Raw genomic sequence first — 18,221 nt, forward strand, 5'->3', positions numbered from 1 at the left:
AGAAAAATTCATGGAAGTAAAATTAAAGGAGGAAGTTTACATGCCTTTTTATTATTTTTGGGACCCAACTTATATATTAGTAATCATAGGTCTTATCTTATCTCTGTGGGCGTCATCCAGAGTAAAATCCACCTATGCCAAATACTCCAGAGTCCGCAGTATGTCCGGTATGACCGGCGCAGATGCGGCCGCCAGGATATTACACGCGGCGGGTATCTATGACGTGCAGATCCAGCACGTGTCCGGAAATCTGACGGATCATTATGATCCGAGAAATAAAACGCTGAACCTGTCGGATTCTGTGTACGGTTCGCCTTCTGTAGCGGCGGTGGGAGTAGCTGCCCATGAGTGCGGGCACGCCATCCAGGACGCTAAGAGTTACGCTCCATTGAAAATCAGAGGCGCGTTTGTCCCGGTTGCGAATCTAGGCTCCGGGCTGTCCATGCCGCTGATTCTGATCGGACTGATCTTTGGGGTAAATTCTCAGTGGGCGATACTGGTGGACATCGGGATTATCTTGTTTTCTCTGGCGGTTTTGTTTCAGCTGATCACTCTGCCGGTGGAATTTAACGCGTCCCGCCGTGCGATACAGATGGTGGAATCTACCGGGATACTGTCCGGAGACGAAGTGGATGGTACGAAGAAAGTGCTGTCGGCAGCTGCTCTGACTTATGTGGCCAGCGCCGCCGCTGCTATGCTTTCTCTCTTACGTCTAATCTTACTGTTCGGAGGAAGAAACCGTGACTAATGCGGTAAATATAAGAGAACTGGTGCTCGGAATTCTCATGGAAGTCACCGGGAAGGGGACTCACAGCCATCTGGTGATCCGTGACGTCTTATCCAAGTACCAGTATCTGGGAAAACAGGAGAGATCCTTTATCACCAGGGTTTCCATTGGAACCCTGGAGCAGATGATTCTCATAGATTATATTATCGATCAATTCTCCAGTGTGAAAGTTAAGAAGATGAAGCCGGTGATCCGGAATATATTAAGGAGTGCGGTCTATCAGTTAAAATGGATGGATAGCATTCCTGATTCTGCTGTGTGCAATGAAGCGGTAAAGTTAACGAGAAAAAAGGGGTTTCAGGGGTTGTCGGGATTCGTAAACGGCGTGCTGCGAAGTATAACCCGGGGGCTGGCAGAAATCCGGTATCCCGATGAGAAGGAAAATCCGGCGGAATATATGGGCATCCGGTATTCCCAGCCATTGTGGCTGACGCAGATGTGGCTTGCGCGTTTTGGACCTGAGACCACGGGACAGATCCTGCGCGCATTCCTGGATGAAAGCCCGACCTGTATCCGCTGCAGCACCGGGAAGATCCGCGCAGAAGAATTGGCGGATAAGCTGAATCTACAGGGGATAGAGACAATACCTTCTCCTTATATAAAGGAGGCCATGGAAATCCGGGGTTATGATCATCTGGGCGCTCTGCCGGAATTTAAGCAGGGACTATTCCAGGTGCAGGACGTAAGCTCTATGCTGGCTGTCCGTATTGCGGCCCCCGCAAAAGGGGACATTGTATATGACGTCTGTGCCGCGCCGGGCGGAAAGAGCCTGTATCTGGCGGAATTGATGGAGAATACCGGCATGGTGACGGCTAGAGACCTGACTCCCTACAAGGTGGGATTGATCGAAGAAAACATCCAGCGCAGCGGCCTTACGAATATCCGGGCGCAAGTGTGGGATGCCTGTGTTTTGGATGAATCCGCGGTGGAGACGGCGGATCTGGTGCTGGCTGACCTGCCTTGTTCCGGACTGGGGGTCCTGGGAAGAAAGCCGGATATAAAGTATCATATGAGCCCCGGGCAGATGCAGGAGCTTTGCAGGCTTCAAAGAGAAATTCTAGGCACGGTACATAACTATGTAAAGAAAGGCGGGGTCCTAGTTTACAGTACATGTACCATAGACAGAGAAGAAAATGAAGAGAATCTGGATTGGTTTTTGAACAAATTTCCATTTCATCTGGAAAAAATCGATCCTTATCTGTGTGAAGAGTTAAGAAACGGTACCACGGCCCGGGGATATCTGCAGCTTCTTCCGGGTGTGCACCGGGCAGATGGATTCTTTATGGCGAGGTTACGAAAAGATGGAGAATAGAGGGAAGAAGGAAAATAAGGGGAAGATGGATATTAAATCCCTGAACCTGACGCAGTTGACGGAATACATGGAGGAGCTGGGCGAAAAATCTTTCCGGGCGCGGCAGGTGTATCAATGGATTCATGAAAAGCTGGTTACGGATATAGACGAGATGAGTAACCTGTCAAAGGAGCTGCGGGGTAAACTCAAGGAGAACTGTGAGTGGACTTCCCTGGAACTATTAGAAGAGCAGACATCACAGATCGACGGCACGAAGAAGTTTTTATTCCGGCTGCCAGACGGTAACGTCATCGAGAGTGTCTGGATGCAGTATAAACACGGCAACTCCGTGTGTATCTCCTCCCAGGTCGGCTGTAAGATGGGCTGCCGGTTCTGCGCATCGACGATCGGCGGGCTGGTCAGGAATCTGACGCCTGCCCAGATGCTGGATCAGATCTATCGCATACAGGCGCTCACCAAAGCCCGGGTGTCCAACGTGGTCGTCATGGGGACCGGTGAACCGCTTGATAATTATGATAATCTGCTGGCATTTCTTAAGATATTGACCGACGAACACGGGCTTCATATCAGCCAGAGGAATATTACGGTTTCCACCTGCGGGATTGTTCCGAATATCTACCGTCTGGCGGAGGAAAAGCTCCAGATTACGCTGGCCCTTTCCCTGCACGCATCCAGTCAGGAAAAGCGGCTGGAGCTTATGCCGGTGGCGAACAAATACGCCCTGGATGAGGTGTTAAGGGCATGTGATTATTACGGGGAACAGACGGGCAGAAGAATGACATTTGAGTATAGCCTGGTGGGCGGGGTCAATGATTCCAAAGAAGACGCTGCCCGGCTTGCCAAACTGGTCAAACCGCTCCATGGACATGTAAATCTGATACCGGTCAACCCCATCAAAGAGCGGGATTATGTCCAGTCCGACCGGACTGTAGTGGTGGATTTTAAAAATAAACTTGAAAAATGTGGAATAAATGTTACTATTAGAAGAGAAATGGGCAGAGATATTGACGGCGCCTGCGGGCAGCTGCGCAAACATTTCATAGACAGACAGGAAGAGAAAGGTGGGGGAGAAATGTGAAAGCATTTGCAATCACTGATGTCGGAGAGATACGCCAGACAAATCAGGACTATGTATTTGCAACAGAACATCCGGTTGGAAATCTTCCGAACCTTTTTGTAGTGGCCGATGGCATGGGAGGCCACAACGCCGGAGACTTTGCGTCAAAGTATACTGTGGAACGGCTGGTCTACGCGATCAGACATGATGAGGATACAAATCCGGTCAGGATATTGAGAAAGGCTATCGACTTTGCCAATCAGGAGCTGGTAAAGCGGGCCAGGGAAGACGAGACCAAAAACGGATGCGGGACTACGCTTGTGGTTGCCATCGTGCTGAAAAATTATCTGTATGTGGCCAATATTGGAGACAGCCGTTTATATGTGATCGGTGACGACATCCGACAGATTACCAGGGATCATTCCCTAGTGGAAGAAATGGTGCGCCTCGGGGAACTGAACAAAGAAGAGGCCAGAAATCATCCGAAACGAAACGTGATTACACGGGCGATCGGGGCGGATGATAGCGTGATTATAGATTTTTTCAGCCGGAAGCTGTCATTGGGGGATTTGGTGTTGATGTGTTCGGACGGTTTGTCTAACATGCTGGAGGATGAGCAGATCCGGCAGATTATGAGACAGCCGCTGGATATAGAGGCGAAAGCTTTGGAACTGATTCAGAAAGCGAACAGAAGTGGCGGCAGAGATAACATATCTGTTGTCATTATAGAACCAGAAATAGAGGAAGCGGAAGGCTGAACGTAAGTTCATCCATCCCTAATCCTGTATGCAAAAGAAGATTTTTGGAATCTTTTTTTGTAGAATTTATCGCGAAGTAAATGCGCAACTGGAGGTAAACATGTTAACAACAGGTATGTTTGTCGGCGGCCGCTACGAGATCATAGAAAAGATCGGAACCGGCGGAATGGCTGACGTCTATAAAGGAAAAGACCGTAAATTAAACCGTTATGTCGCAATCAAGGTGCTGAAGAATGAGTTCAGAGGCGACACCACGTTTGTGGCCAAATTCAAGGCGGAAGCTCAGGCGGCCGCGGGGCTGGCGCATCCGAACATTGTAAATGTCTACGATGTAGGGGATGAGGACGGGGTCTATTATATCGTTATGGAACTGGTTGACGGGATTACCCTGAAGGAATACATTGAGCGTAAGGGCCGTCTGTCCTCCAAAGAGGCGATCAGTATCGCGATTCAGGTGTCCATGGGATTGGAGGCAGCGCACAATAACCACATTATACACAGGGATATCAAGCCGCAGAATATTATTATTTCTACGGATGGAAAAGTAAAAGTCACGGATTTCGGTATTGCAAAGGCTGCGTCATCCCAGACGATCAGCTCCAGTGCCATGGGTTCCGTTCACTATACATCACCAGAGCAGGCCAGAGGCGGTTACAGTGATGAAAAAAGTGATATTTATTCCCTGGGTGTCACTATGTATGAGATGGTGACCGGCCGGGTGCCTTTTGACGGTGATACGCCGGTAGTGATCGCTGTGAAGCATCTGCAGGAGGAGATGATATCTCCCAAGTATTTTGCGCCGGAACTGCCCTTCAGCCTGGAACAGATTATTATCAAAATGACGCAGAAAAGCCCGGACCGGCGTTACAACAATATGTCGGAAGTGATTCAGGACTTAAAGCAGGCACTGGTCAGTCCGGAAGGGGATTTTGTAAAAGCGAGCCCCATAGATCAGACCGCCAAAACTGTTATGTTCACCAGAGATGATGTGAAACAGATCAAGAGAGAAACCGGAAGAATTCATGTGCAGCCGGAACAAATCTATGACGATGATGAATATGACGACGAGGAATACGAGGATGACGAATACGAATATGAGGATGATGACTACGAGGATTCCGACGGAGACGATGAGGACGACGATGAAAAAGAAGTGAATCCGAAGCTGGAAAAAATCATGACCATCGGAGGTATCGTAGCAGCAGTGATCATCGCGCTGATCGTGTTGTTCCTGGTGGGCAAGATGGTCGGAATCTTCTCCTTCGGTTCCAATAAGGACAAAGACAAAGAAAATCAAGAACCGCAGACCACTGCGTCTGCCGAGACTGATCAGGTAGAGATGCCGAAGTTAGTGGGAATGCAGGAGGAAAAGGCCCAGGCAAAACTAAAAGAAATGGAGCTGGGATATAAGACGACCTACAAGGAATCCAATGATTATGAGGAAGGCGAAGTCATGGAGCAGAGCGTAAAGTCCGGCGACATGGTGAAAAAACATACGACCATTCAACTGACCGTATGCAGCGGGGAATCGTATGTTCAGCTTATTGATGTCAGCGGTCTGTCGGAAGAGAAAGCGAAGCAGAAGCTGGAAGACGAAGGTTTCAAAGTTACCATTGAGGAGGGCTATAGCGATGATGTGGAAAAAGGAAATGTCATCAGCACGGATCCCAAAGCCGGTTCCGATGTGAAACCAAACCAGTCTATCCGGATGACGGTCAGCAAAGGGAAAGAGATTCGGGAAGTAGTGATGCCTAATTTTACGAACATGACGATGGAACAGGTAGACACGTTGATAACGCAGAATAAATTGAAATGGGGAACAGTCACGGAACAGTTTAATTCCAGTGTGGAAGAAGGACGCGTGATCAATCAGAGCCCCAGTCAGGGCACCACAGTAACGGAGAGAACCGAAGTAAATGTAACAGTCAGCAAGGGACCGGAACCTACGCCTACCCCGACACCGGATCAGGAATGGGTGAGCGTCCGGGTTCAGTTAAATGATGATGTGGGTGCTTATACAGGCGGTGCTGCCAGAATGGTGGTAGAGCAGACTTTGTCGGACGGATCCAAACGGACGGTTGACGTATTTTCCAACCAGACCTTCGGTATTCCGTTCAGCTATGTGCTGGAGCCGGTGAAGGGAGCCTCGGGCATCTCTAGCGGTAAGGCATATCTGTACGAGACCGATCCGGCCACAAACGAGGAAAAGAAGGTCGGGCAGTGGACGATTACGTTCCAGCCAAATTAAGAAAATCAGGTGGTGAAACGCAGCTGCATGCAGGGTAAGATAATCAAAGGAATTGCAGGATTTTATTATGTGCATCCCCAGAACGGGGATGCACGGCTTATGCCAGGGGGCAGAATCTACGCGTGCAAAGCCAAGGGCATCTTCAGAAAGGATCAGATGAAGCCGTTGGTAGGGGATAACGTAGTGTTCGATATCACCCATGAGGGCGACGCAGAGGGAAATATCACCCGGATCATGCCGCGCAATAATGAGCTGATGCGCCCGGCGGTCGCTAATATCGACCAGGCTATGGTGATTTTCGCTATCAGTAAGCCAAAACCTAACCTAAACCTGTTAGACCGTTTCCTGATCACGATGGAGCAGCAGGGGATCGATACGGTGCTCTGTTTCAATAAAAAAGATATTGCCACAGAAAAGGAATTGTTCCTGCTGCAGCAGACCTATGCAAAATGCGGATATCATATCGTATTTACCAGCGCGAAGGAAGGCGAGGGGCTAAGTCAGGTAAAAGAGCTGCTCTCCGGCAAGACCACTGCGGTGGCAGGGCCCTCGGGTGTCGGCAAATCATCCCTGATCAACATACTCCAGCCTGAAGCGTGTATGGAAACGGGAGCCATCAGCGAGCGAATCGACCGGGGGAAGCATACGACGAGACATTCGGAGCTGATCTGCATTGATGAAAATACTTATATTATGGATACGCCGGGATTCAGTTCCATGTATGTGAATCAGTTTGAAAAAGAGGAACTGAAGGATTATTTTCCGGAATTCCGGGATTACGAAGATCAATGCCGGTTCCAGGGCTGTGTCCATATCCATGAACCGGGCTGCGCGGTCAAGGCTGCGCTGGAGGCGGGGGAGATCAGCAGTATTCGTTATGAAAATTACAAGGAACTATTTGGAGAATTAAAGGAGAAAAGGAGATATTAATTATGTACGCATTAGCACCTTCTATATTATCCGCGGATTTTGCCGCACTGGGAGAAGATGTGAAGAAAGTGGAAAACGCTGGAGCGCAGTATCTGCATATCGATGTTATGGACGGTGACTTTGTGCCCAGCCTTTCCCTGGGAATGCCGGTGATCCGCTCGATCCGTAAAAAATCGGATATGGTCTTCGACGTTCACCTGATGATGTCTCATCCGGAACCATATATTGAAGAATTCGCGGATTGCGGAGCGGATATTATTACCGTGCACGCGGAGGCCTGCCGGCATCTGCACCGGACCCTGCGCCAGATCCGGGACTGTAATGTGAAAGCAGGAGTATCCCTGAATCCGGCCACACCGCTGTCCGTGCTGGAATATGTGCTGGATCAGACGGACATGGTTCTGATTATGAGTGTCAACCCGGGGTTCGGCGGTCAGAGTTATATCGAGAGTTCTACTAATAAGATATGGAAGCTGCGGGAATGGATTAAGAGAGAGCAGCTGAATGTGGATATCGAGGTAGACGGAGGGGTTGGTCTAAACAACGCCAGAACGATTCTGGATGCCGGGGCCAACATCCTGGTGGCCGGGTCTGCGGTCTTTAACGGAGACTGCGCGGCCAATGTCAAGGCCTTTCTGGATATCTTAAACGACTATAATGAGTGATAATAGGGAGCCGCAGTAAATGCGGCACTGGAGGAAACGGTTACACCATACCTGAATTAAGCCGCAGTAAATGCGGCACTGGAGGAAATAGTTACACTATACCTGAATTTATGCCGCAGTAAATGCGGCACTGGAGGAAAATATGAAGCTGGGAATTGTGGGACTGCCGAATGTAGGCAAAAGTACATTGTTTAATTCATTGACAAAAGCGGGAGCGGAATCTGCCAACTATCCGTTCTGTACCATTGATCCGAATGTAGGAATTGTGGCAGTGCCAGACGAGCGTCTGGGAATGCTGGCCAAATTATATGATTCTGTAAAGATTACACCAGCTGTGATTGAATTCGTAGACATCGCAGGTCTGGTAAAGGGAGCGTCCAAGGGAGAGGGCCTGGGAAATCAATTCCTGGCCAATATCCGGGAAGTGGATGCGATTGTACATGTAGTGCGCTGCTTTGAGGATCCCAACGTTATTCATGTGGACGGCAGCGTGGATCCTATGCGGGATATCGAAACCATTAATCTGGAACTGATCTTCTCGGATCTGGAAATACTGGAACGCCGGATTGCAAAAACTTCAAAGGGTGCCAGGATGGACAAAGCTCTGGCAAAAGAGCTGGAGCTCCTGAATAAGATAAAGGGGTACCTGGAAGAAGGAAAGATGGCGAAGGGATTTGAGACGGAGGACGAAGAGGAGCTTGCGTTACTTGCCGGTTATCAGCTGTTGACCTATAAGCCGGTCATTTATGCAGCGAATGTCTCTGAGGAAGACCTGGCAGATGACGGAGCGTCCAATTCTTTTGTGCAACAGGTGCGGGAATATGCGGCACAGGAGCACAGCGAGGTCTTCGTGATCTGCGCGCAGATCGAACAGGAGATTGCCGAGCTGGACGAAGAAGAAAAGAAAATGTTTTTAGAAGATTTGGGATTAAAAGAATCCGGACTGGAGAAACTGATTAAAGCAAGTTACTCCCTATTGGGCTTAATCAGTTACCTGACAGCAGGAGAACCGGAAACCAGGGCCTGGACGATCACCAAAGGTATGAAAGCGCCGCAGGCGGCCGGGAAGATACACTCCGACTTTGAACGTGGATTTATACGTGCGGAGGTTGTAAACTATCAGGATCTGCTGGACTGCGGTTCTACGGCTGCGGCCAAAGAGAAGGGTCTGGTACGATTGGAAGGCAAAGAATATGTGGTAAAGGACGGGGATGTGATCCTTTTCCGCTTTAATGTTTAGTGCCTTAAATGGATAAGAAACCATACGAGCCCGGGGGCGGCCATTGAAGAAAGTGAGTAATACGGCCATTCCGGGGCTTTTTTTACCTATTATTTTTAGAAGGAAAAAGCCAAAAGTCGAAATATGGGAGAAAATGATGTTTTAATTTGTTTGATTTTTGATTTATATGGAGTTAAAATGAATCTGTAGTCAAGAATCGACGGAATAAAGAGGCAGACAGGAGATTTTAGCAATGGACACGTCAATTCTTTTCCCCAATCTGGGGTTACAGCTGGAGCATGTAGGAAAGAGCATCCGTGTATTCGGATTGGATATCGCCTATTATGGGATCGTTATCGGAATAGGTATGGTAGTAGGCATTCTGCTGGTTTGCAGGGAAGCAAAAAGAACCAGGCAAAATACGAATGACTATATAGACCTGGCAATCTATGCGATCATCTTTTCCATTGTTGGAGCCAGACTGTACTTTGTGGCCTTTTCCTGGGACCAGTACAAAGAAGACTTAATGCTGATTTTTAATCTGAGGGCCGGAGGCCTTGCTATATACGGCGGTGTGATTGCAGCGGTCATCACTGTCTATGTGTTTGCAAGGAAAAGAAAATTAAACTTCTGGCAGATGGCAGATACTGGCTGTATAGGTCTGATTGCTGGGCAGATAATAGGAAGGTGGGGGAATTTCTTCAACCGGGAAGCCTTTGGAGGATATACAGACAACCTCCTGGCGATGCAATTACCGGTGACGGCGGTCCGTGCGGGGGACATAAGCGCAGATATAGCGGCTCATATACAGGTCATCCATGGAGTGGAATATATCCAGGTGCACCCCACATTTTTGTATGAGTCCCTGTGGAATCTGTGTATTTTCTTTGTTCTGTTATGGTATCGAAAACAAAAGAAGTTTCAGGGGGAATTGTTTTTGATCTATCTTTTTGGCTACGGCCTTGGACGCGTTTGGATTGAAGGATTGAGAACGGATCAGTTACTGCTTCCGTTTGCAGGGATTCCGGCATCTCAATTGTTATCAGCAATCCTGGTGATCCTTTCGGCAGTTACAATAGTGGTGAGACACAGGCGGCTGAATAAAGGAGGAATGTAGTTATAGTTCGCAAAGAGACAATAGATGAGGTGTATATTATGCAAGATACAGAAGAGTTAAAAGCCAAAATTGAGGAAGCTAGATTAAAGTTAAATGCCTCTATTCAAAGTCGGGAAAATCTGCAGGAAGCTTATGAGAACAGTGTAGAGGTTGACCTATTGATTGAAGAGTACATCAAGCGCTTGCAGGGAAACTGAGATAGACAGGTTTATTAATTTTAATTCAATACTTAGTATGTAAAATAGTTCGTTGAGCAGACCATATGGGCAGGCGGAACCTTAAGGGAAGAAGGTTCCCCTGGCCGGGGGATGCGAGACGGGCTTTTTTTGAAGGGGGGAGATGACTGTCCGAAAAGTATGGCGCATCCCTCCCCCTGCCGAACGGCCATCAGAAGGGATGCGCCATACTTTCCGGACAGCCCAGTTCCTGGTTAAGACTATTTTTTGCGGACTGTCAGCACGATCTAAATGACAAACTAAAGAATATTCAATTGTAACATGAAGTATCAGCAAGATAATACTTACAGCAATTTCTACTATAAATAAGTATCTTCCCCAAAAAATATAAATACCTGGAGCAATCTTTTGGGCATAATTCCAATGCGCCTGAGATTTTCTTGAGGTGGAGGTGTTATATCCATTATGCCTGCTCATATCTGACGCAGGATGTCTTTTTAAAATAACTCCAACTAAAATCATAACAAATGGAACGATAAAATTTAATAATAATAAGACTTGCATAAATAACTCCCTTTATTATCTCGAAAAACACATATAGTTCGCTCTGTCAGACTATTACAAGGCGGCGACGCTACTGTCACCTTTTAATACTACCAACAGTAGCTTAATAATTCAATCTTCATAAAACAATCTTGGCAGCTTCTTAATTCGATATCTTCTTAAATAGATATCTTTTTAAAACGATAACTTCTTAAATTGATAAACAAGTGCTTCTTGTAGAAGTTAAAATTCTTAATATTTCAACCTTACACAATAACAAATCGAAAGCTTCCTATACAAATGGGCTGCTTCTATCAAAAACAGAATACGGATAAAATTCAGATGAAAACCAGATAATACACAACCAGATAATACAAAAGGCACAACTAAGCCAGACTTAAAGCAGTGAAAGAGGGTGGGGGAATCCGGGGGCGCGACGCGGTTTTTGGGGCGGGCTGTGGGGCGTGAGGCCGGCGGAGCTGCCTGTGGGGACGTCATAGGACGGCTGTGTCAGTGCTTAGCAAAAAGTGAAGCCGGCGGACAGTTTCGAACCAGCGTTCAACGCTGGTTCGAAAGGACCTCTGAGTCCAGAACACATCAAGTGTTCTGGGCGAATAGGTCCGGTACTGTCCGCCGGCTTCACTTTTGGCTTAGCAATGACCAGCAAGCAGTCCGCAGACGTCCCCACAGGCAGCTCCGCCGGCCTCACGCCCCACAGCCCGCCCCAAAAACCGCGTCGCGCCCCCGGATTCCCCCACCCTCTTTCACGCCCCTAAGTCCCCTAAGTAAAATAATGTCGAATCAACACATGTGAAATTTGAATTTACTATTGAAATTTCAACCTGATTGGGATAATATATACTCATGAGTGGTAAAAAGTGGTGAATAGTGGTTTTAGATGGTAAGAAAGTGGGACCATCTGAGGGGAGTTGCACGCGGATGTTCATGGGAGAATATAATCATTCCATAGATCCCAAGGGCAGGCTGATCATTCCTTCCAAATTCAGAGAGATACTCGGAGATGAATTTGTGGTGACAAAGGGATTGGACGGCTGCCTCTTCGTATTTCCCAACGATGAGTGGCAGGCTTTTGAAGAAAAGCTGCGTACCTTACCGATGGCCAATAAAAATGCCCGTAAGTTCTCCCGGTTCTTTATGGCCGGAGCTACCACCTGTGAGTTGGACAAGCAGGGAAGAATCCTGCTGCCCTCTACCTTAAGGGAATTTGCCGATCTGGAGAAGGATGTTGTTCTGGCAGGACTGCTGAACCGGATTGAGATCTGGAGTAAGGCCAGATGGAATGAAAATAATACGTATGATGACATGGATGACATTGCGGAACAAATGATGGATCTGGGCTTAAATATCTGATAGGGATTAAAGAGGGAAGATTATGGAATTTACACATACGTCCGTTTTATTGAAAGAAACGATCGACGGTTTGAATATCCGGCCGGATGGGATATATGTTGACGGTACCCTGGGAGGCGGCGGACATGCCTATGAGGTATGCCGGCGATTGTCGAAAAACGGCCGGTTTGTCGGAATCGATCAGGATGAGGCGGCAATTGACGCGGCCGGCAGAAGATTGGTGGAATTTGAAGAACAGGTGGACATCGTTAGGAGTAATTACTGTGAGATGCCGCGGGTCATGAAGGAGCTGGGCATCCAAAAGGTGGACGGTATCGTCCTGGATCTGGGCGTTTCCTCCTATCAGCTGGACGAACCTGAGCGGGGATTTACTTACCGGGAAGATGTGCCGCTTGATATGCGTATGGACAGGCGACAGTCCCAGACCGCCAGGGATATTGTAAATGAATATTCCGAGATGGAGTTATACCGGATGATCCGGGATTACGGAGAAGATAAATTTGCGAAGAATATAGCAAAACATATAGTGGCGGCCAGAGCGGCAAAGCCCATCGAGACGACCCTGGAGCTGTCGGAGATTATTAAAGCGGCGATCCCGATGAAATTCAGAGCTGTGGGAGGGCACCCGGCGAAGCGGACTTTTCAGGCGATCCGTATTGAACTGAACCGGGAGCTGGAAGTGTTGAAAAACTCTCTGGACGATATGATTGAACTGTTAAACAGCGGGGGTAGGATTTGTATCATTACATTTCATTCCCTGGAAGACCGGATTGTGAAGAATATATTCCGGACCAGCGAGAACCCATGTACCTGTCCCAGCGATTTTCCGGTATGTGTATGTGGTAAAAAACCGAAAGGCAGGGTAGTGACCAGAAAGCCGGTCCTGCCGTCAGAGGAGGAACTGTTGACAAACAGCCGCAGCAAGAGCGCGAAGCTGAGAATATTTGAAAAAGGTGAAGTTTAAGAAAAGATTGGAAGTGTAAAGAATGGCAGCGAGAAAGAAGCAGAATACAACTTACCAAAGAAGAAATTACATAGAAGGAAATACCGTCAGAAAGCTGGAGGTACTGCCGGATCGGCAGGAGACACAGGCACCGAGGAAAAAGACTGGGGTAAGTACGCTTCGAAACAGAGAAAAGGCCCTGTACATGAACCCGGGATACGTTCTTTTCCTGTCTGTTGCCACGATTCTGGTGCTGGCTACCTGCGTGAATTATCTGAAACTGCAGTCCACGCTTGCCGCACAGCTTAATGATATTTCCACACTGGAAACACAGCTGAATACATTGAAGGCGGAAAATGATGCGGAGGAAAACCGGGTGACGGCGTCTGTGGATCTGGAGCATGTGAAAGATGTGGCTATGAATGAACTGGGTATGGTCTATGCGACTCAGGACCAGGTACGGCTGTACGATGACAAGAGCAGCGACTATGTGAAGCAGTACGAGGAGCTGCCGGAAGAGGAAAACACGATTAAAAACATATTAAAAAAATAAAAGCAGGTGAATTTTGTGGCGAATAATAAGAAGAAAGATAAAAAATTCACCCGCACAATGCAGAAAAAGCTGGTAGTATTATTTGCCGGTATTATTGTGGTATTCATTGGACTGAATGTCCGGATTGCCCAGATAAACGCAGAGAGCGGTGATGAATATACGAAGAGTGTATTATCCCAGCAGGAATATACAAGCACTGTGCTGCCGTACCGGCGAGGAGATATCGTGGACCGGAAGGGAACCGTGCTGGCCACCAGTGAACGGGTATACAATGTGATTCTGGATACGAAGCAGCTGCTGGCGACAAAAGACGACGAACATATCAACAAAGTGATTACGAGTTTGGTGTCCAGTTTCCAGTTGGATGAGACACAGATCAGACAATATATTTCCAAAAATCCTGACAATGCATACTATATCCTTAAGAAACAGCTGACCAAAGATGACAAAGACGCGTTTGAAGATCTGTTCCGGGTAAAGAAGGACGATAAGTCCACGGCAGCAGACAAGAAGAACGCGGACGATACAAAAGATGGTAAAGCTAAGGATGACGAAGCGAAAGATGGCGGAACAGAAGACGGTACAAAAGGTGATGATGCAGACAGCGCGGATCAAACGCCGGATGGCAGTACCGGGGGTGCAGCGTCTGCGGATATAAAGGCAGATGATACGGATACCGGCGCATCTGATTCTGGCGAAGAGGAAGAAGAGGAGTCATCCGTATCCATAAAGGGAGTATGGTTTGAAAAAGATTATGTGCGCAAATATCCCTACGGATCCCTGGCGGCTGATGAAATCGGCTTTACCTCCAGCGGAAACGTGGGAAACGGTGGGATGGAAGGATATTATAATTCCACGTTAAACGGCATAAACGGACGTGAATACGGATACCTGAACGATGAGCTGGAGCTGGAACGCACCGTGAAGGAGGCCATCGACGGCAATACGCTGGTTTCGACACTGGACGTCAATATCCAGTCGATTGTCGAAAAATATATCAGGGAATTCAACGAGGCCCACAGGGATGAAGCCAGACCGGGAGACGGCAGCAAGCTGACCGCGGTCATGATGATGAACCCGAATACCGGAGAGGTACTGGCCATGGCCAGCACGCCGGAATGGGATCTGAACAATCCAAGGGATCTGACGCCATTTTATTCGGAAGAAGAGATCGCGGCCATGGACGATGACACCAGGATGGACGCGTTAAATAAGATCTGGAGAAACTTCTGTATCAGTGATACTTATGAGCCGGGTTCCACTTCCAAGCCATTTACCATCGCCTCAGGGCTGGAGACCGGAAAACTGAGCGGAAACGAGACCTTTGTCTGCGACGGAAAACAGGTAGTGCCGGGAGCTCCAAAGGGAATCGCCTGTGTAAACAGATATGGACACGGGCTGCTGACCATTGAAGGTGCCATCAACGTATCCTGCAATGATGCCCTGATGCAGATGGCCGCCATAATCGGGGCGGATAATTTCTGCAGATACCAGGAGATATTTGGTTTCGGGCAGAAGACACGAATCGATCTGCCGGGAGAGGCTTCGGGGATGCTCTATACTGCGGATAAGATGAAGCCGGTGGATCTGGCCACCAATTCTTTCGGACAGAATTATACTGTTTCCATGATACAGCAGATCTCCGCATTCTGCTCCGTAATCAACGGCGGTTATTACTATCAGCCCCATATGGTTTCCAGAATTCTGGACGCCAACGGCGGTACTGTGCAGAATATAGATCCTATTTTGTTAAAACAGACGATATCGGAAAAAACATCAGACACGTTAAAACAATATTTATATACTACAGTGTCCGGAGAAAAAGGAACAGCCAAAAAAGCGGCGGTACCGGGATATAAAGTGGGCGGCAAAACGGGAACCGCAGAAAAATATCCCCGTGAGGACCGGAATTTCCTGGTATCCTATCTGGGATACGCGCCTTATGATAAACCGCAGGTCGCCATTTATGTAGTGATCGATGAACCGAATGTGGAGGAACAAAATCATGCCAGCTCTCTGGCCTGTGAGATGGCCAGCGGCATCCTGACAGAGGTTTTGCCATATATGAACATATTCCCGACGGAAGAAATCCCGACGGATACGGCTGGAGACGGTCAACAGGATCCGGCAGCGCCCCAGGAGGGTCAGACGGATCCCAATGCACAGGATGGCCAGAACCCGCAGGATAATGGGACAGAAGGTCAGAACCCGGAAGAAGGCGGCCAGGAAGGCCAGAATACAGGCGAAAACGGCCAGGAGGGGCAGAACCCGGAAGGCAGTCAGGAAGGGGGAAGCCAGGAAGGCCAGAATCCGGAGGACGGCGGCCAGGAGGATGACGGAATCCCTTATTCGCCTCCTGACACGCAGCAGTCCCAGGAGCCTGACCAGAACCAGACTGCAGAATGAAAAAATAGCAGCGCTCGAAAACGCCTCGCTGACAATTTTTCATGCATCGTACGTAAGCGGCTGAAAAACAGCCGCTAAGTGCTCATAGCTATTTAAATACATAACCTCATAAAAGTTGTAATAGATTATAGTAATAACTTTTATGAGGTTATACGATGTTAAGAAACAAAACCTATAACCGTAAAAAAATCCTGATCATCTTTCTGTGCTGTTTTCTGGTGCTGGGAGCGCTGGCCGGAAGGCTGATCTATCTGATGCTGTTCCAGTCGGAATATTATCAGGAACAGGCAGATGCGCTTCACGAGAGGGAGCGCAGTATAAAGGCGGCCAGGGGAAAAATTATAGATGCCAATGGCACCGTACTTGCCACAAACCGGACGGTGTGTACCATATCCGTTATCCACAGCCAGATCAAGGAACCGGAGGTTATCATCTCCAAACTTTCGGAAATCCTGGGAATGGATGAGGAGACCGTCCGCAAACGGGTGGAAAAAAACAGTTCCATTGAACGGATCAAGACAAATGTCGACAAAGAAATCGGTGATGAAATCCGGAATTTAGGTTTAGCCGGTGTCAAAGTGGACGAAGATTTTAAGAGGTATTATCCATACAGTACACTGGCCTCAAAAGTGCTTGGGTTTACCGGAAGTGATAACCAGGGAATCATTGGCCTGGAAGTAAAATATGAGGAATATTTAAAGGGAATCGATGGCACTATATTAACATTGACAGACGCCAGAGGAGTGGAGATCGCGGATGCCGGGGAAGACCGCATAGAGCCGGTGCCGGGAAACGATCTGTACATCAGTCTGGATTCCAATATACAAAAATACTGCGAGCAGGCAGCGCAGAAGGTGATGGAACAAAAATCAGCCGACGCGGTATCAGTTCTGGTCATGAATCCCCAGAACGGAGAGATCATGGCGATGGTAAATGTACCCGAGTTTGACCTGAACGATCCGTTCACCCTGAACACCAGTGTGGATACCACAGGAATGACAGAAGAACAAAAGCAGGACCTGCTGAATCAGATGTGGAGGAACCGATGTATTAATGATACATACGAACCAGGTTCCACCTTCAAAATCATCACGGCTGCCTCTGGTCTGGAAGAGGGGGTGGTACATTTGGATGACCAGTTCTCCTGTCCGGGGTTCCGTGTTGTCGAGGACCGGAGAATCCGATGCCATAAAGCAGGCGGACATGGAGGAGAAACCTTTGTCCAGGGTATCATGAATTCCTGTAACCCCGTGTTTATCGACGTAGGCCTTAGGCTCGGCGTAGACAATTTTTACAAATACTTCAATCAGCTGGGGCTCCTGTCGAAAACAGGAGTGGACCTTCCCGGGGAAGCGGCCACCATCATGCACAAAAAAGATAATGTAGGTCCCGTAGAGCTGGCGACCATATCCTTCGGCCAATCTTTCCAGATCACCCCGATCCAGCTGGCCACCACGGCCAGCAGTATCATCAACGGCGGTACCCGCATTACCCCGCACCTGGGGGTGGAAGTAAAGAATACCGACGGGGAACCGGTCAGAACCCTGACCTACCCGACCAAAGAGCACATCATTTCCGAGGAAACCTCCGAGACCATGCAATATCTCCTTGAACAGGTCGTAAAAGAAGGTTCCGGGAACAAAGCCTATATCCCCGGCTACAAGATCGGCGGAAAGACAGCCACGTCCCAGACCCTGCCCCGGAGTGCTCACAAATATATCTCTTCTTTCCTGGGGTTCGCACCCGCGGATGATCCGCAGGTCCTGTGCCTGCTCATCATCAACAATCCCCAGGGCATCTATTATGGAGGGACCATCGCGGCTCCCATCGTAAAAGATATCTTCGGCAACATTCTGCCTTATATGGGTATCGAGCAGCGTTTTACCGAAGAGGAAACCCAGGAAAATAACATTGGCGAGATCACCATGCCGGACCTGATGGGAAAAACCAAAGAAGAAATGCAGGAAATCCTAAAGGAGTTCGAGCTCAGTGTCTCCTGCATCGGAGAGGACGGAACCGTAACGGACCAATTCCCTCTGGCCGGTGAGACCATCAGCAAGACCAGCAATGTAATCGTTTATCTGGAGTAGCAGGATCCTGACCTTAAGGGCGTTCTTGAAGAAGAAGCTTGCGAAA

16 protein-coding genes are annotated in these 18,221 nt (G+C 48.4%); 15 read left to right on the top strand and 1 reads right to left on the bottom strand.

All coding sequences use genetic code 11. The features are described 5' to 3' along the window. Positions 1-40 precede the first annotated feature (40 nt). The 10 genes from KTH90_RS23745 to KTH90_RS23790 all read left to right on the top strand — a co-directional run bounded on the left by KTH90_RS23745 (position 41) and on the right by KTH90_RS23790 (position 10,290). Positions 41-748 (top strand): zinc metallopeptidase, encoded by a 708-nt coding sequence (locus tag KTH90_RS23745; protein WP_158354506.1) that lies wholly within the window; start codon positions 41-43, stop codon positions 746-748. Continuing rightward, positions 741-2,099: a 16S rRNA (cytosine(967)-C(5))-methyltransferase RsmB gene (gene rsmB / locus KTH90_RS23750; RefSeq protein ID WP_158354508.1), complete on the top strand. Its 1,359-nt coding sequence runs from the start codon at positions 741-743 to the stop codon at positions 2,097-2,099. The genes KTH90_RS23745 and rsmB overlap by 8 nt, the downstream gene beginning before the upstream one ends. Further along, entirely contained in the window at positions 2,089-3,177 is a 1,089-nt protein-coding gene (rlmN, locus tag KTH90_RS23755) for a 23S rRNA (adenine(2503)-C(2))-methyltransferase RlmN (RefSeq protein WP_158354510.1), read from the top strand. The genes rsmB and rlmN overlap by 11 nt, the downstream gene beginning before the upstream one ends. Next, the gene (locus KTH90_RS23760) at positions 3,174-3,914 is read left to right on the top strand and encodes a Stp1/IreP family PP2C-type Ser/Thr phosphatase (protein WP_158354512.1); all 741 of its coding nucleotides are present in this window, start codon (positions 3,174-3,176) and stop codon (positions 3,912-3,914) included. The genes rlmN and KTH90_RS23760 overlap by 4 nt, the downstream gene beginning before the upstream one ends. Positions 3,915-4,014: 100 nt before the next feature. Next, on the top strand, positions 4,015-6,162 hold the full coding sequence (gene pknB, locus KTH90_RS23765; protein ID WP_158354514.1) for a Stk1 family PASTA domain-containing Ser/Thr kinase: 2,148 nt from the start codon (positions 4,015-4,017) through the stop codon (positions 6,160-6,162). Positions 6,163-6,189: 27 nt separating this feature from the next. Beyond that, entirely contained in the window at positions 6,190-7,092 is a 903-nt protein-coding gene (rsgA, locus tag KTH90_RS23770; protein ID WP_238727555.1) for a ribosome small subunit-dependent GTPase A, read from the top strand. A 2-nt stretch (positions 7,093-7,094) separates the two neighbouring features. Further along, entirely contained in the window at positions 7,095-7,757 is a 663-nt protein-coding gene (gene rpe, locus KTH90_RS23775) for a ribulose-phosphate 3-epimerase (RefSeq protein WP_238727556.1), read from the top strand. Between the two features lie 142 nt (positions 7,758-7,899). Then, positions 7,900-8,997, top strand: a complete 1,098-nt coding sequence (ychF, locus tag KTH90_RS23780) for a redox-regulated ATPase YchF (RefSeq protein WP_158354519.1) — start codon at positions 7,900-7,902, stop codon at positions 8,995-8,997. 232 nt (positions 8,998-9,229) lie between these two features. Beyond that, positions 9,230-10,093, top strand: coding sequence for a prolipoprotein diacylglyceryl transferase (gene lgt, locus KTH90_RS23785; protein WP_238727557.1), 864 nt, complete (start codon positions 9,230-9,232; stop codon positions 10,091-10,093). A gap of 38 nt (positions 10,094-10,131) precedes the next feature. Further along, positions 10,132-10,290: a Spo0E family sporulation regulatory protein-aspartic acid phosphatase gene (locus KTH90_RS23790; protein ID WP_158354524.1), complete on the top strand. Its 159-nt coding sequence runs from the start codon at positions 10,132-10,134 to the stop codon at positions 10,288-10,290. Between the two features lie 81 nt (positions 10,291-10,371). Here KTH90_RS23790 and KTH90_RS23795 read toward each other — a convergent pair whose 3' ends face one another. Continuing rightward, positions 10,372-10,833 carry an SdpI family protein gene (locus KTH90_RS23795; protein WP_158354526.1) on the bottom strand — a complete coding sequence of 154 codons (462 nt, stop codon included), beginning with the start codon at positions 10,831-10,833 and terminating at the stop codon, positions 10,372-10,374. Positions 10,834-11,751: 918 nt separating this feature from the next. Here KTH90_RS23795 and mraZ point away from each other — a divergent pair. From mraZ to KTH90_RS23820, 5 genes are all read left to right on the top strand, one after another. Further along, complete coding sequence (gene mraZ / locus KTH90_RS23800) at positions 11,752-12,183, top strand: division/cell wall cluster transcriptional repressor MraZ (RefSeq protein WP_158354528.1); 432 nt, start codon at positions 11,752-11,754, stop codon at positions 12,181-12,183. Between the two features lie 22 nt (positions 12,184-12,205). After that, positions 12,206-13,147 (top strand): 16S rRNA (cytosine(1402)-N(4))-methyltransferase RsmH, encoded by a 942-nt coding sequence (rsmH, locus tag KTH90_RS23805; protein ID WP_158354531.1) that lies wholly within the window; start codon positions 12,206-12,208, stop codon positions 13,145-13,147. Positions 13,148-13,169: 22 nt separating this feature from the next. Continuing rightward, positions 13,170-13,679: a cell division protein FtsL gene (locus KTH90_RS23810; protein ID WP_158354534.1), complete on the top strand. Its 510-nt coding sequence runs from the start codon at positions 13,170-13,172 to the stop codon at positions 13,677-13,679. 15 nt (positions 13,680-13,694) lie between these two features. Further along, complete coding sequence (locus tag KTH90_RS23815) at positions 13,695-16,085, top strand: penicillin-binding transpeptidase domain-containing protein (RefSeq protein WP_158354536.1); 2,391 nt, start codon at positions 13,695-13,697, stop codon at positions 16,083-16,085. 155 nt (positions 16,086-16,240) lie between these two features. Next, positions 16,241-18,175: a penicillin-binding transpeptidase domain-containing protein gene (locus tag KTH90_RS23820; RefSeq protein ID WP_158354538.1), complete on the top strand. Its 1,935-nt coding sequence runs from the start codon at positions 16,241-16,243 to the stop codon at positions 18,173-18,175. The last annotated feature ends 46 nt before the right edge of the window (positions 18,176-18,221 follow it).

Source organism: Diplocloster modestus (genome assembly GCF_019042245.1).
Classification (GTDB): domain Bacteria; phylum Bacillota; class Clostridia; order Lachnospirales; family Lachnospiraceae; genus Diplocloster; species Diplocloster modestus.